This window comes from Nocardia sp. NPDC050413 (assembly GCF_040655475.1).
Lineage (GTDB): Bacteria > Actinomycetota > Actinomycetes > Mycobacteriales > Mycobacteriaceae > Nocardia > Nocardia coubleae.
Genome location: NZ_JBFAJZ010000014.1, coordinates 89,672 through 112,224, shown reverse-complemented (window position 1 = coordinate 112,224; position 22,553 = coordinate 89,672). Strand labels below are relative to the sequence as shown.

Here is a 22,553-nt window from a genome sequence, read left to right as displayed (position 1 = left end):
CTGCGGTTCGCACCTGCGGGCACGCACACTGGATCGGTGACTTCCACGCGGGCCGAGCAACACCCCAGCAGCTCTGTCGACCGAGTGCCCCATCGCGCGCACGGCAGGTTCTCGGAGGTACCGCACGTCACCGGGTTGGTGCTCGGTGTGTTCGCGGTGCTGTGCGCGCTCTGGAGCCTGTCACCGGGGTTGCGGCAGCTCACCGAGGTGCCGCGCGATTATGTGGACACCCACTATTTCGACGCGCCCGACACGAGCCTGGTGTGGGCGCTTGTCGTCGGGTTGCTGGCCGGTGCGGCGGCGAGCCGCAAACGGGTGGCGTGGTGGTTGCTCGTCATCTATCTGACGCTGTACGCGATCACCAACATCGTCGACTACGCGAGCACGCGGGAGCTGGACCCGCTGGTGGCGTTCGTCGTGCACGGTGTGGTGCTGGCGATCCTGATCGCCGCCCGCGCGGAGTTCTACACCCGAGTGCGGCCGGGCGCGGTGCGCAAGGCGCTCGCGGTGCTGGTGGGTGGCTGTGCGTTCGGGTGCCTGCTGGGTTGGGGCCTGGTCGAGCTGTTCCCCGGTTCGCTGCCGCGTGGTGCGCAGCGACCGCTGTGGGCGGTGTCGCGGGTGACCGCGGCCGTCCTGGTCGACAACGAACACTTCGACGGGCACCCGCCGGGCTGGGTGGATTTCGTGCTCGGCCTGCTCGGCGCCCTCGCGCTGATCGCCGCCGTGATCGTGCTGCTGCGGTCGCAACGGGCGGACAACGCCATGACCGCGCTCGACGAGTCCGCGCTACGCGGTCTGCTCGCGACCGGCGATGGGGACGACTCGCTCGGCTACTTCGCCACCCGCCGCGACCGCGCGGTCGTCTTCGCCCCGAACGGCAAGGCGGCCATCACCTATCGCGTGGAGCTCGGCGTCTGCCTGGCGGCCGGTGATCCGATCGGGCCGAAACAGGGCTGGCCGCAAGCTGTCCGGGCCTGGCTCGAGCAGGCCGACCGATTCGGCTGGGCACCGGCGGTGATGGGTGCCAGCGAGCAGGGCGCGATGGCGTATCAGCAGGCGGGGCTGTCGGCGCTGCGCCTCGGCGACGAAGCCGTGCTCGACACCCGCACGTTCTCTCTCGCCGGTCCCGCCATGAAGCCCGTGCGCCAAGCCGCGAACAGATTGCGCAAGAACGGCTTCGGAATCAGGGTGCGCCGGGCGAGCGAGATCCCGCCTGCCGAATTCGCCGAGGTGATCGCGCGCGCCGACGCCTGGCGCGACACCGAGACCGAACGCGGTTTCTCCATGGCGCTGGGCCGCCTCGGCGACCCACTCGACGGCGACTGCCTGCTGGTCGAGGCGATCGACCACGACGAACGGGTCCACGCCATGCTCTCGTTCGTGCCGTGGGGGCGCACGGGGGTGTCGCTGGAACTGATGCGCCGCGATCCCGCGAGCCCCAACGGCGTGATGGAGTTGATGATCTCGCAGCTCGCCCTCGATGCCGATCAGTACGGCATCACCAGGATCTCGCTGAACTTCGCGGTGTTCCGCTCGGTGTTCGCCGAGGGTGGTCGCATCGGTGCCGGACCGGTGCTGCGCGCGTGGCGCGGTGTGCTGCTGTTCTTCTCGCGCTGGTGGCAGCTCGAGGCGCTGTACCGCTCGAACGTGAAGTACCACCCGCGCTGGGTGCCACGGTTCTTCCTGTACGAGGACCGCAGGCAACTGCCACGGGTCGCGATGGCGAGCGGCCTGGCCGAAGGGTTCCTGCCGCGCCTGGGCCCACAACCCGACCCGGCTGTGCACACCGGGACCACGCCCGCCGTTCCGGCGACGGTCACCGGTCTGCACGCCGACGGCAGCGCCCCCGACGACATCGACGCCGACGAGGAGTCCGGCCCACGCCGCCCCGAACAGGTCCGCGTGCGGATGACCACCCTCGACCGCCTCGCCGCGAGCGGCGTCGACCCCTACCCCGCCGCCTATCCACCCACCCACACCATCGCCGACGCACGCCGCTGCCCGCACGGGACAACCGTGCGCGTGGCCGGTCGGATCACCCGCATCCGCGACTACGGCGGGGTGATCTTCGCGGTGGTCCGCGACTGGAGCGGTGATATCCAGCTGCTCATCGACCGCGAACGGGTCGGTGCCCGCGCGGGCGAATTCAGCGCCGACTTCGACCTCGGTGACCTCATCGAGGTGAGCGGCCGGATCGGCACGAGCAGGCGCGGCGAACTGTCGCTGTTGGCCCAGGACTGGCGGATGAACGGCAAGTGCCTGCACCCGCTGCCCGACAAATGGCGTGGCCTCACCGATCCGGAGGCCAAGGTCCGGCGCCGCTACGTCGACATGGCGATCAACGCCGACAGCCGCGAACTGCTCGCCAAACGCAGCGCCGTCCTGCACTCGCTGCGTGAGTCACTGCACGACTGGGGTTTCCTCGAGGTGGAGACACCGATCCTGCAGCAGGTCCACGGCGGCGCCAACGCCACCCCGTTCCGCACCCACATCAACGCCTACGACCTGGACCTGTACCTGCGCATCGCGCCCGAGCTGTACCTCAAACGGCTGTGCGTCGGCGGGATCGAGAAGGTGTTCGAGATCGGGCGGACCTTCCGCAACGAAGGCGTGGACTACAGCCACAATCCGGAATTCACCATGCTCGAGGCGTACGAGGCGCACAGCGACTATCTGCGGATGATGCAGCTGTGCCGCCGTCTGATCCAGGACGCGGCGGTCGCGGCCAACGGCGCCGAGGTGGTGCTGCGCCCCGACGGCACCGAGGTCGACATCTCCGGCGAATGGCGGGTGCGCACGGTGCACGGCGCGCTGTCGGAGGCCCTCGGCACCGAGGTGACCGCCGCGACCGACCTCACTCGCCTGCGCGAGCTGTGCGACACGGCCGGTGTCACCTATCAGCGCGGCTGGGACACCGGCCAGGTGGTGCTCGAGATGTACGAGCACCTGGTGGAGGCGAAAACCACCGAGCCGACCTTCTACCTGGACTTTCCCACCTCGGTCTCACCCCTGACCCGGTCCCACCGCAGCACCGCTGGCGTGACCGAACGCTGGGATCTGGTGGCCTGGGGAGTGGAACTCGGCACCGCCTACAGCGAGCTCACCGACCCCGTCGAACAGCGGCGCCGCCTCACCGAACAGTCCATGCTCGCCGCCGGTGGCGACCCCGAGGCGATGGAGCTCGACGAGGACTTCCTGCAGGCCCTCGAGCACGCCATGCCGCCGACCGGGGGCCTCGGTATCGGGGTGGACCGGGTGGTCATGTTCATCACCGGACGCGGCATCCGCGAGACTCTGCCGTTTCCGTTGGTGAAACCGCGCTGAAATCGGGTACACGGACCTTGGCTGTAAACGATCTTGCGCGACACAGCGATGAACCACTGCGTGCCGCGGGTTTCCGAACGAAACGCGCAGCGACAGCAGTACTCTCGGATGTTCCGGCACCGGGAGGATGCCGGGACAAAACACCATCGGATGGGGAAGAATATGTACCTTGACCTGCTGACATCGGCCGCCCTGGTCGACCCACAGGTGCTCGCGGGCAGCATCGACACGCTCGCCGGCTCGGACCTGGTCACCGAACTGGCCGCGAAGAAGAAGGGCAAGAAGAGCAGCAAGGGTCTCATCATCGGCGGCGTGTGCTGCCTGCTGGTCGTCCTCGCCATCGTCGGCCTCGTCTTCATGCTCAAGAACAAGAAGAAGAACGACCAGCCGCCGAACCAGCCGCCCTACGGCGGCGGCCCGGGTCAGGGTGGTCAGCCGCCTTACGGCCAGCCGCCGTACGGCCAGCCATGATCTGATGTCGCCGGGCTCGCGGCAGCGCACACGCGCGCCGCGGGTCCGCACTCGGCCGCCCTGGACGGACAAGACACCTCGCCATGGGGCACAGTGGGTGACGTGCAGCTGATTCTCGTGCGTCATGCCCAGCCCGACAAGGTCGTCGCAAGTACCACCGCCGCCGATCCCGGTCTCACCGACATCGGTCGGCGTCAGGCCGAGCGGGTCCCAGCCGCGCTGGCCGCCCACGAGATCACCCGCATCGTGTCGAGCCCCCAGCGCCGTGCCCGCGATACCGCCGCACCGACCGCGCTCGCCCGCGACCTGCCCGTCGACATCATCGACGACCTCGCCGAATACGACCGCGACCTGCCCGCTTACATCCCCATCGAAGACGCCAAGACCGAATTCGCCGACGCCTACACCCGGATCAAGGCCGGTCTGCTCCCCGAGCAGATCGACGGACCCGCCTTCACCCGTCGCGTACTGAACGCCGTGGACCAACTCGTGGCCGCCACCCCGCACACCGAGACGGTCGTCGCCTTCGCCCACGGCGGAGTCGTCAACGTGCTGCTCGCCGACATCCTCGGCCTGGACCGCCCGCTCACCTTCCCCGTCGACTACTGCTCGATCACCCGGATCCTCTACTCGCGCAGCGGCACCCGGACGGCGGCGACGATCAACGAGTCCGGCCACGTGTGGGACCTGCTGCCGCGCAACCTCGCCCGCACGACATAGAAAAGCCGGGTGCGAGAAACTCCCGCACCCGGCTTCACCTGCGAAAACTCAGGCGTGCGAGGCGATCCAGTCGCGCATCCAGGTGATGGCGGTGTGTCCGCCACCCACCGAGTAGCTGCCGTACAGGTGGTGCGCCTGCGACTTGTAGAACTGCTCGAGATCCTTGGCCCGCTTCTGGTTCGCCGCGTCCGAGAGCTGCGCCTGCAGCACCGGCACACCGCCGTGGGCCATCAGATCCTGCATGATCGCGCCCGCCTCGATCTGGTAGCGCCACATGTTCGCCGGGTTGGCGTCCGAGCTCTGTGCCAGGAAGCCCGCGAACCGGGTGACGAAATCGTCGGTCGCGGTGGCGCAGTACAGGTCGTCGACCGCGCAGATGGTGCGGGTGCGGTCGCTGAGCCAGCCGAAGCCACCCGGCCGCGCGCCACCGGCGCCCGCGCCCTGAGCATGCGGGCCGACCTGCACGTCGCCGGGTGCGCGGCGCGGATCGGAGATCAGGCCGACCGCGGCCACCCGATCGGCCGGAATGGTGCTGAGCCCGGTGCCGATCTCGGCCGCGAGATCACCCGCGGCGTCGGCGCCCTGGCTGTAGCCGACGAGGGCGGCCTTGGTGTCACCGCACTGCGCGAGCTTGGCCGAGATGAGGCCGCGCGCCGAATTCACCGCCTGCTTCTTGGAATTGCCGTAGACATCGCCCTCCCACGGGAAGGCGGTCGCCGCGTAGGTCACGTAGTCGACGTCGACATTGCGCGGCAGCCCGTTGGTGACGCCGGACAGCATGCCGGGCCCCGGCGGCTTGTCGATGCCGGTCTCCCAGGTGCCGGGAATGGCGACGACATAGAGACTCGGGCAGGCAGGCGCCGCGCTGGCACTCCCGCTGCCGACAACGATTCCGGACAACATCGCCGCGGACGCACCGAGCGCCGCGACAATCTTCTTCACCTGCATACCGCTCCAGTTCCACCTTGCTCGCCGCTGGAGAGCAAACCCCGTTTTACGTGTGGCTCCCAGACCTCGCCGCGAATGACAATAGAGGTACCGCCACGCCTGTGCCACACGAGTATGACGAGCTTGTCCGATCGTTGTGACAGAATTCATTTCGGCCGAGTGAGCCCCGCGCTCACCCGGCCCGCAGCGGCCTAGACCTCGAGGTCCTCCTCGATGCCCTTGAGCCGGTGGCGGGCCAGGGCGAGGTTGGCGCGGGTGCGGTCCAGCGCCAGGTAGAGGAAAAGGCCCTTGGACTTGCGGCCGGTCATCGGCCGGATCACGTGGTACTGGCCCGAGAGGGTGATGAGCATGTCCTCGATCTCCTCGTTGAGACCGAGCTGCTCGATGGTCCGCAGCTTCGCGCGCACCACCTCGGTGTTGCCCGCCGCCGCGACCTGCAGGTCCAACGACTTGCTGCTGCTGAGCATTCCGAGGGCCATGCCACTGCTGTAGTCGACGACCGCGGCGCCGATCGCGCCGTCGATCACCATCATGTCCTTGAGCGCCAGATCCATATTCGACATGTCGTACCTTTCAATCGTGCGCCGCCGCCAGATGAGCGGCGATGGCGCGAGCTACCGGACGCGACTCCAGGTGGAGTCGGCCGACGTTCACATCCGGGCCCGCGAGCACGGTGAGCGCGGTGTACCCGGCGGCGTAGATCACCACCTGCCCGTCGCTGCCGTGCACGACGACCTCGTTGAAACCACCGCCGTGCGCGGTGCTCGCCAACCGGTACGACAGCGACAGCTGTGCGGCGGCCAGCGCCGCCATCCCGGCCGGTTCGATATGGGCGGGTAGGTCGTGTTCGATGAGCAGGCCGTCGCTGGAGGCGACGACCGTGCCGGTGAGGTGGGGGACGCGCTCGCGCAGGGCGGTGAGCTCGGCCTGGACGGCCGGGTAGCTCTGCGGCAGCGGTCGCGTGGTCTGGTCCTGGCCGTACGGGGTCGGCCCCGTGAGCTCCGAACCGGTCGGCTCACGTTCGGGCAGCGGCATTTTGGTCAACTTTCCCCTCCACTCGCCGAGCAGCTTCCTGCGCCCGGTCATGCCAGCTCCGCCAACGCCGTCCTGATGCGGATCAGGAGCGCGCGATCCACCTGCCGCCAGGGTTGGTCTACCGGGGGTGTCCAGGAGTAGGTGTCCGCGCCGCGGGAGTTCCCGTCCGCGGTCCGGGCGGTCGTGCCCGGAGTCGGAGTTGTCGCGTAGGGGGTCCGGGCGGCCGCGCTCGCTTCCTCGACGAGCGCGTGCCTGCCCGAAGTCGGTGGGGCGACCGGTGCGGGGACGCGGCGTGGAAGCGGCGGTCCGGTGCCTGAATTCTGCTGTGCGGCGGCGTAACCGGCGCGCGCCGCGTGGCGACCGTGCTCGGGCGGCGGCGCCGCGGCGAGGTGGCGGGTGCGACGCTCCTCGGCGTCGACCGACTCCGGCGCCTCGATCAGCCCGGCTCTGGTCAGGTCGCGGACGGCGACGAGGCAGCCGTAGGTGGTGCGGCCGAGCTCGCGGGCGATGTCGGCGATGGTGCGATGGTTGTCGGCGGCGGCGAGCACGTCGGCCTGGCCGACGGTGAGCACCGTGCGTTTGCGAGGTGCCCGGTACGCGGGCGAGACGGGGACCGTCGACACCATGTCGGCGGTCCACGGACCGGCGTCGGGGCGTCGGCGCCGCGCGCATTCGCTCACCAGTGCGTGCGGCGCGATCCGGCACACCGGAGCGAGCCAGTGCTCTTCCGTCGGAACGAATTCCGCTTCGGCTTCGGTTTCGAGCAGAAAGTAGGCCGCGTCGTAGGCCGAGAGCCTGGCGAGGGTCTCCAGGCGTGGGCGGCGCAGCAGCGCACCCGGCTCGCCCGCGCGGGCACGGCGCAGGTCCTCGTCGGTCGCGACACCGGCCTCGACGGCCAGCCGGTCGAGACCGATGGTGCGCCGGCAACCGACGGATGCGATGGCGCCACGGGCCAAATGGAATTCGCCGTCGCCCGCCCGCAATATGCCGGTGGAGCCCTGTTCTTCGAGCCGCTGGAGTTCTTCGGCGAGGGCCGCGCTCATCGGTGCGCCATTTCTTCCAGCGCGGCCTTGAGCTGATAGCGCGCCATTCCCAGATTGGCGGCGGCGCCGTCGAATACCGCGTGGACGAAAAGTCTTCCCTCGAAATCGCCGTCGAGCAGGTGCAGCAGGTGAAAGCCCTTGTCGCGGCACACGATAAGCTCACGGACGTCGTCGTCGGCGGCGGTGCTAGAGAGCGCGGTGCACGCGAGAACCGTCCGCATGACGTCGGTGGTCCCCGCGGCGTCCTCGTGCTCGTCGACGATGTCGTGCGCACCGACGGCGGCCACCGCCAGCCCGCTGGCACCGTCCACCAGCGTCACGCCGCACGCACCGGGAATGTCCATGATGCGTTTCAGGCAGCCGTCGAGAGAATTCACCCGCGCCCCCGGTCTGTCCTCGAAAATGTTCGACAGCACGAGACGCTATACCCGCCCGCAAATTTCCGCATCCCGAACGCGGGAAAATTACTGCGCCCCCGAAGTTTGCTGGTGGTTGCTGGAAAACCGCTCGGTATCAATACTTTTCGGTAACCAACGGGTCGGTTCGCCGGTACCGCTCGAAGCCCGTGGTCAATACCGGTTTCCATCGTTCAGCGACCCGGTGGCGAACTTCCGTTTTAATAGTCTTCGCAGAACTCGCCATAGTGCGAATGCACGTCGGCGCCACTCAGCGGGTGCCCCCACTTCGGTGGTAGTCGATGACAGGTCGGAACCGAGTCGCGTTCGAGGCCGGCTGGATCAGCCGGCGGCGCGGCGATACCAGGATTCGGCTTCCCGGTGCGCCCCTTCGGATTCGAGCAGCGCGGCGAGATTGGCCATCGCCTTCGGATGACCGAGATCGGCGGCGCGCCGGAAGCAGCGCCGGGCCGCCGTGATCGCGCCCCGACGACGCAGCAGCAGACCGAGATTGTTGATCGAGTCGATGTCGCCCGCCGCGGCCGCCTCGTCGTACCACGCTTCGGCGTCGTCGAGCCGGTTGTCGTCCTCGAGCAACCGCGCGAGGTTGTACATGGCGTCCACGTGCCCCGCGAGTGCCGCGTGGTGGTACCAGGTCTCGGCCTCGGCGATATCGCCGCTCTGATACAGCATCGTCGCCAGGTTGTACATGGCGTTGGCGTTGCCGCCCGCCGCCGCCCGCCGATACCAGATCTCGGCCTCGGCCAGCTCCCCGAACTGATCGAGCAACACCGCGAGATTGTTCATCGAGCGCGTATGCCCCGCCGCCGCCGCCCGCCGGAACCAGTACTCCGCACCCTCGTAATCGCTGTGATCGTGGTAGAAGTGGGCAAGGTTGTGCATAGCGGTACCGTCACCGCGCTCTGCTGCGCGGCGCAGATACGCCAACGTTCCCGGCGGCAACGGCACAGCTCCCCCTCGGATCTCCCGTACACCTCGTCACGGAAAGTCTATGTGCTGCAAGGAAGATCGGCCACGTCCATTATCGGCACCCCTAAGTCTTTGAGCGCCATAAGGATTCATACCCGACGCATATCCCTGGCAAACTCCCGCGCCACCTGCGGTGCGACGACGAAGGCGCCCACGGACTGAGGAGTCCGTGGGCGCCTTCGGTCGAACTGATTACCGCTGGGCGACAGCGGTCGGGGGGATCGGCGCGGGGAGCGCGGTTTCACCCTCGAGGTACTTGTCGACGGCGGCCGCGGCGGCGCGGCCTTCGGCGATGGCCCAGACGATGAGCGACTGGCCGCGACCCATGTCACCGGCGACGAAGACGCCGGGGATGTTCGTGGCCCAGTTCTTGTCGCGCTGGACGTTGCCGCGGCCGTCGTAGCCGACGCCCAGGTCGGTCAGCAGGCCCGGCTTCTGCGGGCCGACGAAGCCCATGGCCAGCAGCACCAGGTCGGCTTCGAGGGTGAAGTCGGTGCCTTCGACCTTCTCGAAACGGCCGTTGACCATCGTGACCTCGTGGGCCTCCAGACCGGTGACCTTGCCGTCCTTGCCGACGAAACGCTCGGTGTTCACGGAGAACACGCGCTCGCCGCCCTCCTCGTGCGCCGAGGAGACCCGGTACATGAGGGGGTAGGTCGGCCACGGGGTGGAGCCTGCGCGCTCCTCCGGCGGACGGGGCATGATCTCGAACTGGTGCACCGACTCGGCACCGTGGCGGTGCGAGGTGCCGAGGCAGTCGGCGCCGGTGTCGCCGCCACCGATGATGACGACCTTCTTGCCCTTCGCGTGGATGGGCGGCAGGCCTTCTTCGTCGGTGATGTCGTCGCCGAGCTGCACGCGGTTGGCCAGCGGCAGGAACTCCATCGCCTGGTGGATGCCGTCGAGCTCACGGCCAGGGATCGGCAGGTCGCGGGCGATGGTGGCGCCACCGGCGAGCACGATCGCGTCGAAACGCTCACGCAGCTGCTCGGCGGTGATGTCGACGCCAACGTTCACGCCGGTTTTGAAGATGGTGCCTTCGGCTTCCATCTGTGCGAGACGACGGTCGATGACCGACTTCTCCATCTTGAATTCCGGGATGCCGTAGCGCATCAGGCCACCGATGCGGTCGTCGCGCTCGAAGACGGTGACGGTGTGACCGGCACGCGTGAGCTGCTGCGCGGCGGCCAGACCGGCCGGGCCCGAACCGACGACGGCGATCTTCTTGCCGGTCAGGCGGGTCGGGTACACCGGGGTGACCCAGCCCTCGTCGAAGGCGTTCTCGATGAGTTCGACCTCGACCTGCTTGATGGTCACCGGCTGCTGGTTGATGCCGAGCACGCACGACGCCTCACACGGCGCCGGGCACAGCCGCCCGGTGAACTCCGGGAAGTTGTTGGTGGCGTGCAGCCGGTCGATGCCCTCGCGCCACGAGTCCTTGTACACCAGGTCGTTCCACTCGGGGATCAGGTTCCCGAGCGGACAACCGTTGTGGCAGAAGGGGATACCGCAGTCCATGCAGCGGCTGGCCTGCTTCTGCAGGGTCTCGTGGGAGAACTTGTCCTCGTAGACCTCTTTCCAGTCGAGCAGACGCAGCTCGACCGGTCGACGCGCCGGGAGTTCCCGCGAGGTGTGCTTCAGAAATCCTTGTGGGTCAGCCACGAGCCGCCTCCATAATCGCCTCGTCAACGTCCTTGCCGCTCTTCTCGGCTTCGGAGATGGCGAGCAGAACCTTCTTGTATTCGCGGGGCATGACCTTCACGAAGTGGTTCACCTGCTGGGACCAGTCGCTCAGGATGCGTTCGGCCACAGCCGAACCCGTCTCGTCGCGGTGGGTGCTGATGATGTCGCGCAGCCAGGTGAAGTCGTCACCGGAGAGCTGCTCGATCGCATCGGCCTGATCCGGGTTGACGCGCTCGGCGAGCGTGCCTTCCGGGTCGTAGACGAACGCCACACCACCGGACATACCGGCACCGAGGTTGCGGCCCGTGCCACCGAGGATGACCACGCGGCCACCGGTCATGTACTCGAGCGCGTGGTCGCCCACACCCTCGACGACCGCGGTGGCGCCGGAGTTACGCACGCCGAAGCGCTCGCCCGCGACACCGTTTATCAGGATGCGGCCGCTGGTGGCACCGAACATGATCACGTTGCCCGCGATGATGTTGTCCTCGGCGACGAAGCCGGCGGGCGCGTTGAGCGACGGGCGGACCACGATGTGACCACCCGAGAGACCCTTGCCGACATAGTCGTTGGCGTCACCCTGCACGCGCAGCGTGATACCGGCCGGAACGAACGCGCCGAAGCTGTTGCCCGCCGAACCGTTGAAGGTGATGTCGATGGTGTTGTCGGGCAGGCCCGCGCCACCGTAGAGCTTGGTCACCTCGTGGCCGAGCATGGTGCCGACCGTGCGGTTCACGTTGGTGATCTTGGTTTCGATCTTCACGGCCTTGCCACGCTCGAGCGCGGGCGCGGCCTGGGCGATCAGCTCGTTGTCCAGCGCCTTGTCCAGACCGTGGTCCTGGGTGCCGGTGCAGCGGGTGTCCTGGTTCATGAACGCCGTCTCCGGCATGTCAAGGATCGGGGACAGGTCGAGCTTGGCGGCCTTGAAGTGCTCCTTGGCCTTGGCGGTGTCGAGCAGGTCGACCCGGCCGATGGCCTCGTCGAGCGTGCGGAAGCCCAGCTCGGCGAGCAGCTCACGCACCTCCTCGGCGATGAAGAGCATGAAGTTCTCGACGAACTCCGGCTTGCCGGTGAAACGCTCGCGCAGCACCGGGTTCTGGGTGGCGATACCCACCGGGCAGGTGTCGAGGTGGCACACGCGCATCATCACGCAGCCCGAGACGACCAGCGGAGCGGTCGCGAAACCGAACTCCTCGGCGCCCAGCAGCGCGGCGATCATCACGTCGCGGCCGGTCTTCATCTGACCGTCGACCTGGACGACGATGCGGTCGCGCAGGCCGTTGAGCAGCAGGGTCTGCTGGGTCTCGGCCAGGCCGAGCTCCCAGGGACCACCCGCGTGCTTGAGCGAGGTGAGCGGCGAAGCACCGGTACCGCCGTCGTGGCCCGAGATGAGCACGACGTCGGCGTGCGCCTTGGACACACCGGTGGCGACGGTGCCGACACCCGGCTCCGCGACAAGTTTCACGTGAATCCGAGCCTGCGGGTTCGCGTTCTTCAGGTCGTGGATCAGCTGCGCCAGATCCTCGATCGAGTAGATGTCGTGGTGCGGCGGCGGGGAAATGAGACCCACGCCCGGCGTCGAGTGCCGCACCTCGGCGACCCACGGGTACACCTTGTGCGCGGGCAGCTGACCGCCCTCACCCGGCTTGGCGCCCTGGGCCATCTTGATCTGGATGTCGGTGGCGTTGGTCAGGTAGTGCGCGGTGACACCGAAGCGACCCGACGCGACCTGCTTGATCGCCGACCGGCGCCAGTCGCCGTTCTCCTCCACCTCGAAGCGAGCGGGGCTCTCGCCACCCTCACCGGAGTTGGAGCGGGCACCGAGACGGTTCATCGCGATCGCGAGGGTCTCGTGCGACTCGGCCGAGATGGAGCCGTAGCTCATCGCGCCGGTCGAGAACCGCTTCACGATCTCGCGGGCGGACTCGACCTCGTCGATCGAGATCGGCGCGCGCACGCCCTTCTTGAACTTGAACAGACCGCGCAGCGCGGCCAGGCGCTCGGACTGGTCGTCGACCAGCTTGGTGTACTCCTTGAAGATCGAGTACTGGCCGGTGCGGGTGGCGTGCTGCAGCTTGAACACCGTGTCCGGGTTGAACAGGTGGTACTCACCCTCGCGACGCCACTGGTACTCACCGCCCACCTCGAGCTCGCGGTGGGCGCGCTCGTTGCGGTTCTCCAGGAACGCGGTGCGGTGGCGGATGGCCACCTCTTCGGCGATCTCGTCGAGACCGATACCGCCCAGCGGCGAGCGCAGGCCGGTGAAGTACTCGTCGACCAGGTCCTGGGCCAGGCCGATGACCTGGAACAGCTGGGCGCCGTTGTAGGAGGCGAGGGTGGAGATGCCCATCTTCGACATCACCTTGAGCACGCCGTTGCTGGCCGCGGTGCAGTAGTTCGCGACGGCCTTGCGGTAGTCGGCGGCCAGGTCGCCGGTGCTGGCGGGCAGCGCCAGCGAGCCGCGCTCGAGCATGTCCTCGATGGACTCGAAGGCCATGTACGGGTTGATCGCGGCGGCGCCGAAGCCGACGAGGGCGGCCATGTGGTGCACCTCGCGGGCGTCACCGGCCTCCACGACCAGGCCGACCATGGTGCGGGTGCGTTCGCGCACCAGGTGGTGGTGCACCGAGGAGGTGAGCAGCAGCGACGGGATCGGCGCCAGCTTCTCGTTGGACTCACGGTCGGACAGCACGATGATGCGCGCGCCGCCGTCGATCGCGGCCGAGACCTGAGTGTTGATGGCCTCGAGTGCCCGGCGCAGACCCTCGCCGCCCTCGGCGACCGGGTACAGACCGCGGACCACGACCGAACGCAGCTCGGGGTGGCTGCCGTCGTCGTTGATGTGGACCAGCTTGGCCAGCTCGTCGTTGTCGAGGATCGGCTGCTCGAGCGCGATCTGCTTACACGACTCCGGGCCGGGGTGCAGCAGGTCGGCCTCGGGGCCGATGTTGCGCTTGAGGCTGGTGACGACCTTCTCGCGGATGGCGTCCAGCGGCGGGTTGGTGACCTGCGCGAAGAGCTGCGAGAAGTAGTCGAACAGCAGGCGCGACCGGTTCGACAGCACCGCGATCGGGGTATCGGTGCCCATCGAGCCCAGCGCCTCACCGCCGGTCTTGGCCATCGGGGTGATGAGCAGGTTCAGGTCCTCGGTGGTGTACCCGAAGATCTGCTGACGGATCAGCACGCGGTCGTGCGACATGTGCACGTGCGGGCGGTCGGGCAGGTCGGCCAGGCGGCTCACGCCCGCGTCGAGCCATTCCTGGTACGGCTCGGCGCCGGCCAGTTCCGACTTGATCTCGGCGTCGGTGACGATGCGGCCCTGCTCGGTGTCGACCAGGAACATCTTGCCCGGCTGCAGGCGGATCTTCTGGACGACGGTGGACGGGTCGATGTCGAGCACGCCGACCTCGGACGCCAGTACGACCAGGCCGTCCTCGGTGACCCAGATGCGGCCCGGGCGCAGACCGTTGCGGTCGAGCACGGCGCCGATCTTCTTGCCGTCGGAGAAGCAGACCGAGGCCGGGCCGTCCCACGGCTCCATCAGCATCGAGTGGTACTCGTAGAACGCCCGCAGCGCGGGGTCCATGTTCTCGTTGCGCTCCCACGCCTCGGGGATCATCATCATGATCGCGTGGTGCAGGTCGCGCCCGCCCAGGTGCAGCAGTTCGAGCACCTCGTCGAAGCGGGCGGTGTCGCTCGCGCCGGGGGTACAGACGGGGAAGATCTTGTTCAGGCGGTTGTTGCCCGCCTCGTCCTTGCCGAACACGTCCGAACGCAGCAGCGCCTCACGCGCGCGCATCCAGTTCTCGTTACCGGTGACGGTGTTGATCTCACCGTTGTGGGCGACCCGGCGGAACGGGTGCGCCAGCGGCCACGAGGGGAAGGTGTTGGTGGAGAAGCGCGAGTGCACGATGCCGATGGCCGACTCGACGCGCTCGTCCTGTAAGTCCAGGTAGAACGCGCGTAGCTGCGGCGTGGTGAACATGCCCTTGTAGATGAAGGTCTCGCCGGACAGGCTCGGGAAGTACACCGACTCCTTGCCGACGGCGCCCTCGCCGGGACCCGCGTTGCCGAGCTCGTGCTCGATGCGCTTGCGGATCACGTAGGCGCGACGTTCCAGGTCCATGCCCGAGAGCTGCTCGGCCGAGTTCTTGGGCGAGCCGATGAACAGCTGACGGAAGGTCGGCATGGCATCGCGGGCCAGCGCGCCGAGCGAGGACTCGTCGATCGGCACCGCACGCCAGCCGAGTACGGCCATGCCCTCTTCGGCGACGATCTTCTCGACGCCGTAGGCGGCGCGCGCGGCTTCGCGGCGGGCCTGCGGGAGGAAGGCGATACCGGTGGCGTAGGAACCCGCCTCGGGCAACTCGAAGTCCACAACCGCGCGGAAGAACTTGTCCGGGAGCTGGATCAGGATGCCCGCGCCGTCGCCGGAGTTCGGCTCGGCGCCCGCGGCACCTCGGTGCTCCAGGTTCAGCAGTGCCGTGATGGCCTTGTCGACGATGTCTCGACTGCGTCGTCCGTGCATGTCGGCGACGAATGCGACGCCGCAGGCGTCGTGCTCGTATGCCGGATCGTAGAGCCCGGTGACACCGGGTGACCTGTGGCCAGGAAGTTGCGTCATGCCTCTGCCTTCAAGAAAGTCGGCTGTCGATGATCGGCCACCCAGCAAGCTGAGCGTGGACCCTTCGTCGTTTCGCCTCCGTCAAGACTGCGTCCGTACGATCCGAAACCAGCGGCGATGATGGTTTGCGGCGTGCAGTCACGTCTCCAGTTGTCCACCCGCTTCGTTGACGTAGTGGGGGTGCTCAGAGGTAACGGGACGCTTACATGTCCCTTACCTCCGCGCGGGGTTTCACCCGCTACTCTTGGCCCGGTTTCACCGGACCCCGAACAGGTGGTTGTGCCGAACAAGGGTGCGTTCGGCGTAAGAGCAAACGATAAGTCAGACCGCAGACCCAACCAACTAAGGTTGGGCTTAGTAACCCTGTCTAGCTGGGGTTTGTAACGCCAGCCCGTATCGTCACGCGCGTCGTCCAGTGTAAAGCAGGGCGGGGGCCGGATCGATCCCGCAGAACCGGCGCCGACCTGCGCGAACACTGCCGACAGGCGAGCCGGAACCGGCCGGAGGTGTGTGACCTTCGACCGAACTCGCCTGCATCGCAGCAGGATTCCCCGGCAAAGCGCAGGTCAAACCTATGGTTTCCCCGCTAACCAGGGCCGTCGGGGGTGAGATATTCCCGACAGCGCCCCGACATGCCCTGGTAGCCAGCCGACCGTACGGTCTGCGCGTGAGACGCTCTTCACAGCACATATCCAGCTAACGGGCGGCAGTGTCGTTCGCCACACGATGCCCCCGAAGCGGCCACCGATGCGGCTCGCCGGGACCGACACGCCGAGGTCGGCGGCCCGCGCCGACTGCCGGCGCGATGCCGGGAGTTCGGATCTGTGAGGCTGACCACAAATACCGCTTCGCCGCTCGGTGTGGCGGCGCCGGGCCTGTCACGCTGACACCACGAATCCATGACAGTTTCGCCACGCGAAAGAACCGGGGAGAAGGTATGACCGGCACACTCGCCTGGCTCGGCGGCGGCCTCGTCACGCCTTCGCGCGACGATATCGGGCCCGACCACGCCGGATATGTCGTCACCGGCGCCGCAGTGGCGCTGTTCGCCGTGGCCTCGGGGCTGGTCACCGCCGTCGCGCTCGCCGCCGCCGACGGGATCGGGTTCTTCTTCGTCGCCGTGCTCGCGCTGCTCGCCGCCGTGGCGGCCGGTGCGATCGGGCGGGCGCTTGCCACCAGAAACACCACCGACGACCGGCGCGGCACCGCCGCGCGCGTCGGAGTCGGCGTGCTGGCCGGGGTGTTCGTGGCCGAGCTGGCCGCCACCGTGCTGCTCGGCGGGATCGTCGACCGCGAGCTGGACGTGCGCGCCCACGCCGACGCCGAACAGGCGCCTGCCGTCGCCACCGCGCGCGCCGAGTACGACCTCGCCGTCGCCGACCGCGCCGCCCTCGACGCGTCCATCGCGACCGCGCAGGCCGACATCGACCGCAACCTCGTCATCGCGCGCTGCGAGTTCAATCCGACCCCGGAGTGCCCGCAGACCCGCATCACCGGTGTTCCCGGTCGCGGACCCGAGGCCCAGACCGCCAACGAGATGCTCGACGACGCCCGCAAGCAGCTCGCCGCCGCACAGGCCCGCACCGACGGCCTCGACCAGCGCGTGCGCGCCGAAACGGCCGAGCTGGCCGCGGCCCGCGCCGACGCCTTCGCCGAGGGCGATCGCGGGATCGGCGCCCGCTGGCTGGCCATGAACGGCTACACCGCCGATCACCTCGGCGGCGCCGCGCTTCGCCTGCTGATGCTGGTCGCGGGAATCGCGCTGGCGTTGTTGCCGCTGCTGCTGCGCTGGTGGCGTGGGGAGACCGCGCTGGACCGCAAGGTCGCCGCCGACGAGATCGCCGACCGGGCCGAACGCGCCGCCGACGCCGCCATCGCGGTGAAACAGGCCGAGGTGCGCACCGAGACGGCGGTGCTGCGGGCCGACCAGGAACTCGACTCGCAACGACTGGCCATCGAGGCCGACGGCGTGATCGATCGAGAACGTCAGCGAACCAGGATCATCGCCGCGATCGGCGGTTTCGAGCTCGGGTACACCGAGCCGCATCGAAAGGACGAGTCCGTGGCTCTGGAGCCGACTTCGCAGCAGCAGCTGCCCGCCGGATACCTCCCGCACGCCCTGCCGCACGGCCAGGCCGGTGCGCTGGTACCCGCCGAGCAGGCACCGCCGCAGGCGCCGACCGGGGGCGGGCTGGAGCTGCCGATCATCGGGACCGTGCCGTTCACCGACACCGCCGCGCGCTGGATCCGGCCGCTCGTCCCGTCGTTCGTCGCCAATGCCATCGACTCGGCCACGCATCCGCTGCGGACCGCGCGACAGGCGTTCGAAGAGGTCGAGGAGGTCACCTTCACGCTGCGCCGCAGCCGGAAGGTGACCGTCGATACCCAGGACTCGCAGCAGCAGTTCCAGCAAGCGCCGCAGCAGTCGTATCAGCTGGCGCCCGGGCAGCAGGGCTACCTGCCCGCGGGTTATCCACAGCCGCAGTACAACCCGTACGCGCAGCAGATCGCGTCGAATGTGGTTGACGCGCCCGGCCGGAACTACCACCCGGATCCGCGCCAGTACCCTGGGCAGCCGAGCTACACCGCGTTGCCCGCCGGACAGGGCACGGCGCTGCCCGCCGCCGGGCAGGGTGAGCTGGCCGGGTCGGATACCCAGGAGCTGCCGGGTGGTCAGCAGCGTCAGCTGCCGCCCGCGCGATAGCTCAGTGGACATCTGTTCACTGGGCGCCAGCGGTGATCGATCGCACCGATCAGCTCCGGTTGTGAACGACAAAATGCTCGGTCAGCAGTTGTTATACGTACCTGATTCACCAGTGACCTAGCTAACAGAGTCGCCTGTTCAGGTTGGTTCGGTTTACAGTTCGAGTGTGATCAGCGACGTACGCTCCGGGACGTCTTCGCCCTGGGGTTCGCCCCTGCTCGGACCCGCCGAGGAGAAGGCGACCATCCGCCGGGTGCGGGTGCAGTTGCTGCTCACCGCTCCCCTGCTCATCGCCAACCTCATCGGCATCGCGATGACCATCGTGCTCGCGGGGTTCGTGCTGCCGGGCCCGAGCATGTTCACCGGGCGGCTGCTGCTGGTGAACGCCGTCTTCACGCCGCTGTGCGCGGTGGCCGCGCTCGCGGTCGGCACGGTCTGGGGAACCGTCGCCGGGCTGCGAACCATGCGCTGGGCCACCGATCCCGAGCACGTGCCGACACCGGCCGAACAGCGGGTCACCGTCTCGGCGCCGCGCTGGATGGTGCTGCAGCAGGCGATGCTGTGGACTCTGGCGCTCATCGTGCTCACCGTCGTGTACGGCGTGATCGAGCCGGGGCTCATCCCCAAGCTCATCCTCGCCATCGGGTCGGCCGCGATCGTGGTGTGCGCCAACAGCTATCTGATCGTCGAATTCGCGCTGCGGCCCGTCACCGCGCGGGTGCTGCAAGCCGATCCGCAACGCCGTCGTGGCATCGGCGTGTTCGGTCGCACCATGCTGTCGTGGCTGGTCGGTGTCGGTGTGCCGGTGGCGCTGGCGATGGTCGTCGCCATCTGGGCGCTGGCCGATCCCCAGGTGAGCAAGGCGCGCCTGGCCGTGTGCGTGCTCAGTCTCGGCGGGTCGGCGTTGCTGTTCGGCATGGTGCTCATGGCGCAGGTCGTCGCCGCGACGGTCGCGCCGATCCGTGGTGTGCGCCAGGCGTTGCGCCGGGTGGAGAACGGCGACCTCGACGCCGAGATCGCGCTCTACGACGGCACCGAGCTCGGTGAGCTGCAGAGCGGTTTCAACCACATGGTGCACGGCCTGCGTGAACGCGCCATGATCGAGGACCTGTTCGGAAAACACGTCGGCCACGATGTCGCCATGGCCGCCATCGCGTCGCGCCCCGTCCTCGGCGGGACCGAAACCGAGGCCGCCGCCCTGTTCATCGACATCATCGGCTCCACGACCATGGCCGCCACCCTTCCCGCGCCCGAGATCGTCGGCATCCTCAACCGCTTCTTCGACATCGTCGTCGACGAGGTGGAACGCCACGGTGGTCTGCTCAACAAGTTCGAAGGCGACGCGGCCCTCGCCATCTTCGGCACCCCCGCCCCGCTGGAAGACGCCGCGGGCGAGGCCCTTTCGTGCGCCCGCGCCATCCAGCGCCGCCTGCGCGACACCTCCGACCTGGACGCGGGCATCGGCGTCGCCGCCGGGCGTGTGGTCGCGGGCAATGTGGGCACCCACAACCGCTACGAGTTCACCGTCATCGGCGATGCGGTCAACGAGGCGGCCCGCCTGTGCGAACTGTCCAAGCAGTACGAACAACGCCTGCTCACCTCCGCGACCACCCTCACCAAGTCCGCGCCGACCGAAGCGAACCACTGGATCCTCGGCGAGCAGGTCACGCTGCGTGGCCGCCTGCAACCCACCCACCTCGCCCTTCCGCACACTCCGTGAACCCACTCCCCCGGCCGGGCCCCGCTAGACTCGGGCCGTGCGCCCCGTCGTGACCACGGTCGGCGCCGTCGGGGCGGGCATCGATCCGGCACAATCGCCGACGGTCCCGATCCGCCCCCTGCGATTTCGCGAGCTGCTCGACGAGCCGTTCGCCCTGATCCAGGCCCATATCCGGCCGCTGGCCGCGCTCGCGGGGGCAACGCTCACCCTCGCCGTACTCGGTGTTCTCGGCATCACCGGCCTGGTCTCGCACCTCACCGACGGCTCCGACGCGGGTACCGCGTGGGCGGTGGTGCTGGCAACGGCCGTATTCGGGTGGTTGTCGCGGTTGGTGCTGCGTGGTGTGACCGTCGCCCTGGCGCTGGCCGACTTCGCCGGCGCGCGCATCGGCCTGCGGGCGGGCATCCGGACCGCCGCGCAGCACGGCGGGCCGCTCGTGCTCGCGCAGATCATGTTCTCGCTCATCGGGATCGGTGTGCTTGCGGTCGGCAGCCTGCTCGTCATCACCTATCCGCTCGCCCTGATCTGGCTGTCGAATCTGCGGGCCCGCCGGTTCGTCACCGAACCCGTGATCATCGCCGAGAAGGCCGGTTACCGGCAGGCCGTTGCCCGCTCGAAAGACCTGGTGGAGGGCGGGAACTGGAGCATCGGCGGACTCTGGCTCACCCAGCGAGTGCTGTTCGCCGTGCTCGCGGTGCCTGCCTTCGGTATCCCCTTCTTCCTGTCGGACTTCTCCGGCACCCACCGATGGGCCTTCATCACGCTGGTGGTCGGTGGTCTGCTGCTGGTGGTGACGGTCGCCGAGATCGTGGAAGCCACCAGCCGGGTGCTCTGCTACATCGACCGCCGCTGTGTCCGTGAAGGGCTCGACATCCGCATCCCGGGTGAGAACCGATGAACGACAACCAGTTCGGTCCCCCGCCACCGCCCCGGCTCGGCCCGGCCGCCGACCATCGCGCCGAAGCCGAGAACGCCGCGGGCCGCCGCGATTTCGACCGTGCCGTACGTGAGCGCTTCCGTGCGGTCCTGCGCGGACTGGAACAGAACGGCAGCCTGCCGGTGCGCCGCTCACGCACCGCGCAGGAAACCGCCGACGACGCGACCCTCGCCCTCCCACCCGAACAGTCCGCCGAATTACATCCGGCGGCAAGCACTTTCGACGAGGTCGTGTACGGTGGCCGCCGCGCCACCGAGGACGAATACCGCCACCTCGAATACGCCGACCGCTACTCCCAGCACGCGCCACCACCGGCCGTCGAGCCGGTCGACATCGAGATCGTCGACACCGAACCCGCACCGCGCCGACAACTTCCGCCGCTCCCGGCGATCCTGCGCAACCCACGGTTCTGGGCCGTCCTCGCGGGCATCCTGTTCCTCGGCGTGCTCCTGTACGCGGGCCTGCAATCCTGCGGCGCGCCCAACGCACCGACCCCACCCGATCCCCCACCGGCCACCGACAGCCCACCGGACCGGCCCGACGACCTCCCCGACCCCGTCGGCGGCGACTCGATCTTCAGCACCCTGCCCGGCTGGCTGGCCTACGGCGGCCTGCAACTGCTCATCGCCTTCGCCGTCGTGGTGTGGTGGCGGGCCCGCAGGCGCGGCGCACTGGTCGGCGAACCGCGCCCGGTGGAGGTAGCCGCCAACGAACTGCTCGCCGGCCAGGCGGGGCTGTACCGCCGCTCGGGCGACGTGGCCCACGTCGCCCACATCCTGCGCTCGGCGACCCTGCGCCGAATCCGGCCACGCCTCGGCGCCCGAACCGACGACCAACTCGTCACGACCATCGCCACCCGCCTCGGCACCCCCGCCGCCCAGATCGGCACCGTACTGTTCGGCCCGGTGCCCGACGAACCGACCCTCTACCACGTTGCCGCACACCTCGAATGGATCGAGACGGAGCTCGGATGACCGACAACACTGTCCTGCAGAAGACGCCGACCGCGGCCGAGGCCGGGGCGGCGCTGGCCGCCTTGCGTACCGAGATCGGTAAGGCGGTGGTCGGGAACGATCAGGCCGTGCTGTATCTGGTGCTCGCGCTGCTGTGCCGGGGGCACGTGCTGCTGGAAGGTGTGCCGGGCGTGGCGAAGACGCTGCTGGTGCGCGCGCTGGCCACCTCGCTCGACCTCGAGCACGCGCGGGTGCAGTTCACCCCCGATCTGATGCCGGGTGATGTCACCGGGTCGCAGATCTACGACCCGCATTCGGCCGAGTTCACCTTCCGGCAGGGGCCCGTGTTCACCAACCTGCTGCTGGCCGACGAGATCAACCGCACCCCGCCGAAAACCCAGTCCTCGCTGCTGGAATCGATGGAGGAGCGCCAGGTTTCGGTGGACGGGCAGCCCCGGCCGCTGCCCGACCCGTTCGTGGTGATCGCCACCCAGAACCCGATCGAGCAGGAGGGCACCTATCCGCTGCCCGAAGCGCAGCTCGACCGGTTCCTGTTCAAGGTCGACATCCGCCTGCCCGAACGCGACGACGAGTTCCGCATCCTGCAGCGCCACACCAACGGCTTCGATCCGCGCGACCTCGGTGCGGCCGGGCTGCGGCCGGTCGCCGGGCCGGCGCACATCGCGGCCGCGCGGGCCGCGGTGGGCCAGGTGACGGTGAGTCCCGAGGTGCTCGCCTACATCGTCGACCTGTGCCGCGCCACCCGGTCCTCGCCCGCAGTCGCGCACGGTGCGTCGACCCGTGGTGCCACCGCGCTGCTCGCCGCGGCTCGCGCCTTCGCGTGGCTGAACGGGCGTGGGTACGTGACCCCCGACGATGTGAAAACCGTTGCGGTACCGGTGCTTCGGCACCGTCTGCAGTTGCGTCCGGAGGCCGAGCTGGACGGGGTGAGCGCCGAGGGTGTGCTCGCGTCGTTGCTCGGCTCGGTGCCGGTTCCGGTGTAGCG

Annotated in this window: 16 protein-coding genes; 8 read left to right on the top strand and 8 right to left on the bottom strand. The window is 68.7% G+C overall.

Going from position 1 to position 22,553, the window contains the following annotated elements; all coding sequences use genetic code 11:
- Positions 1-84: 84 nt before the first annotated feature.
- From lysX to AB0I19_RS26015, 3 genes are all read left to right on the top strand, one after another.
- On the top strand, positions 85-3,324 hold the full coding sequence (gene lysX / locus AB0I19_RS26025; protein WP_357152041.1) for a bifunctional lysylphosphatidylglycerol synthetase/lysine--tRNA ligase LysX: 3,240 nt from the start codon (positions 85-87) through the stop codon (positions 3,322-3,324).
- 150 nt (positions 3,325-3,474) lie between these two features.
- Entirely contained in the window at positions 3,475-3,795 is a 321-nt protein-coding gene (locus tag AB0I19_RS26020; protein ID WP_133734150.1) for a hypothetical protein, read from the top strand.
- Between the two features lie 102 nt (positions 3,796-3,897).
- Entirely contained in the window at positions 3,898-4,515 is a 618-nt protein-coding gene (locus AB0I19_RS26015; protein ID WP_357151989.1) for a histidine phosphatase family protein, read from the top strand.
- Between the two features lie 48 nt (positions 4,516-4,563).
- Here AB0I19_RS26015 and AB0I19_RS26010 read toward each other — a convergent pair whose 3' ends face one another.
- The 8 genes from AB0I19_RS26010 to gltB form a co-directional block, all read right to left on the bottom strand.
- Positions 4,564-5,463, bottom strand: coding sequence for a cutinase family protein (locus AB0I19_RS26010; protein ID WP_084457544.1), 900 nt, complete (start codon positions 5,461-5,463; stop codon positions 4,564-4,566).
- A gap of 191 nt (positions 5,464-5,654) precedes the next feature.
- Positions 5,655-6,026 carry a hypothetical protein gene (locus tag AB0I19_RS26005; RefSeq protein WP_067495219.1) on the bottom strand — a complete coding sequence of 124 codons (372 nt, stop codon included), beginning with the start codon at positions 6,024-6,026 and terminating at the stop codon, positions 5,655-5,657.
- A 10-nt stretch (positions 6,027-6,036) separates the two neighbouring features.
- On the bottom strand, positions 6,037-6,549 hold the full coding sequence (locus AB0I19_RS26000) for a roadblock/LC7 domain-containing protein (protein WP_357151987.1): 513 nt from the start codon (positions 6,547-6,549) through the stop codon (positions 6,037-6,039).
- Positions 6,546-7,541 carry a hypothetical protein gene (locus tag AB0I19_RS25995; protein ID WP_357151984.1) on the bottom strand — a complete coding sequence of 332 codons (996 nt, stop codon included), beginning with the start codon at positions 7,539-7,541 and terminating at the stop codon, positions 6,546-6,548. Before AB0I19_RS25995 ends, AB0I19_RS26000 begins: the two co-directional genes overlap by 4 nt.
- The gene (locus AB0I19_RS25990) at positions 7,538-7,918 is read right to left on the bottom strand and encodes a hypothetical protein (RefSeq protein WP_357151982.1); all 381 of its coding nucleotides are present in this window, start codon (positions 7,916-7,918) and stop codon (positions 7,538-7,540) included. The genes AB0I19_RS25995 and AB0I19_RS25990 overlap by 4 nt, the downstream gene beginning before the upstream one ends.
- A gap of 360 nt (positions 7,919-8,278) precedes the next feature.
- Entirely contained in the window at positions 8,279-8,839 is a 561-nt protein-coding gene (locus tag AB0I19_RS25985; RefSeq protein WP_067644105.1) for a tetratricopeptide repeat protein, read from the bottom strand.
- 279 nt (positions 8,840-9,118) lie between these two features.
- Positions 9,119-10,588 (bottom strand): glutamate synthase subunit beta, encoded by a 1,470-nt coding sequence (locus AB0I19_RS25980; protein WP_181698180.1) that lies wholly within the window; start codon positions 10,586-10,588, stop codon positions 9,119-9,121.
- Positions 10,581-15,233 carry a glutamate synthase large subunit gene (gene gltB / locus AB0I19_RS25975; protein ID WP_357151979.1) on the bottom strand — a complete coding sequence of 1,551 codons (4,653 nt, stop codon included), beginning with the start codon at positions 15,231-15,233 and terminating at the stop codon, positions 10,581-10,583. The genes AB0I19_RS25980 and gltB overlap by 8 nt, the downstream gene beginning before the upstream one ends.
- 937 nt (positions 15,234-16,170) lie before the next feature.
- On the opposite strand from gltB, the gene AB0I19_RS25970 reads away from it, so the two are divergent.
- From AB0I19_RS25970 to AB0I19_RS25950, 5 genes are all read left to right on the top strand, one after another.
- On the top strand, positions 16,171-17,937 hold the full coding sequence (locus tag AB0I19_RS25970) for a DUF4407 domain-containing protein (RefSeq protein WP_357151977.1): 1,767 nt from the start codon (positions 16,171-16,173) through the stop codon (positions 17,935-17,937).
- A gap of 166 nt (positions 17,938-18,103) precedes the next feature.
- Positions 18,104-19,657 carry an adenylate/guanylate cyclase domain-containing protein gene (locus AB0I19_RS25965; protein WP_357151974.1) on the top strand — a complete coding sequence of 518 codons (1,554 nt, stop codon included), beginning with the start codon at positions 18,104-18,106 and terminating at the stop codon, positions 19,655-19,657.
- Between the two features lie 37 nt (positions 19,658-19,694).
- Positions 19,695-20,555 carry a hypothetical protein gene (locus AB0I19_RS25960; RefSeq protein WP_357151971.1) on the top strand — a complete coding sequence of 287 codons (861 nt, stop codon included), beginning with the start codon at positions 19,695-19,697 and terminating at the stop codon, positions 20,553-20,555.
- Positions 20,552-21,568 carry a DUF4129 domain-containing protein gene (locus AB0I19_RS25955; RefSeq protein ID WP_357151968.1) on the top strand — a complete coding sequence of 339 codons (1,017 nt, stop codon included), beginning with the start codon at positions 20,552-20,554 and terminating at the stop codon, positions 21,566-21,568. Before AB0I19_RS25960 ends, AB0I19_RS25955 begins: the two co-directional genes overlap by 4 nt.
- On the top strand, positions 21,565-22,551 hold the full coding sequence (locus AB0I19_RS25950; protein WP_357151966.1) for a MoxR family ATPase: 987 nt from the start codon (positions 21,565-21,567) through the stop codon (positions 22,549-22,551). The genes AB0I19_RS25955 and AB0I19_RS25950 overlap by 4 nt, the downstream gene beginning before the upstream one ends.
- Positions 22,552-22,553: the final 2 nt, after the last annotated feature.

Coding starts and splice junctions, on each gene's coding strand:
- AB0I19_RS26000 (WP_357151987.1), bottom strand. CDS start 6,549: ATGACCGGGCGCAGGAAGCTGCTCGGCGAGTGGAGGGGAAAGTTGACC.
- AB0I19_RS26020 (WP_133734150.1), top strand. CDS start 3,475: ATGGGGAAGAATATGTACCTTGACCTGCTGACATCGGCCGCCCTGGTC.
- AB0I19_RS25995 (WP_357151984.1), bottom strand. CDS start 7,541: ATGAGCGCGGCCCTCGCCGAAGAACTCCAGCGGCTCGAAGAACAGGGC.
- AB0I19_RS26005 (WP_067495219.1), bottom strand. CDS start 6,026: ATGTCGAATATGGATCTGGCGCTCAAGGACATGATGGTGATCGACGGC.
- AB0I19_RS26010 (WP_084457544.1), bottom strand. CDS start 5,463: ATGCAGGTGAAGAAGATTGTCGCGGCGCTCGGTGCGTCCGCGGCGATG.
- AB0I19_RS25970 (WP_357151977.1), top strand. CDS start 16,171: ATGACCGGCACACTCGCCTGGCTCGGCGGCGGCCTCGTCACGCCTTCG.
- AB0I19_RS25955 (WP_357151968.1), top strand. CDS start 20,552: ATGAACGACAACCAGTTCGGTCCCCCGCCACCGCCCCGGCTCGGCCCG.
- gltB (WP_357151979.1), bottom strand. CDS start 15,233: ATGACGCAACTTCCTGGCCACAGGTCACCCGGTGTCACCGGGCTCTAC.
- AB0I19_RS25985 (WP_067644105.1), bottom strand. CDS start 8,839: ATGCACAACCTTGCCCACTTCTACCACGATCACAGCGATTACGAGGGT.
- AB0I19_RS25950 (WP_357151966.1), top strand. CDS start 21,565: ATGACCGACAACACTGTCCTGCAGAAGACGCCGACCGCGGCCGAGGCC.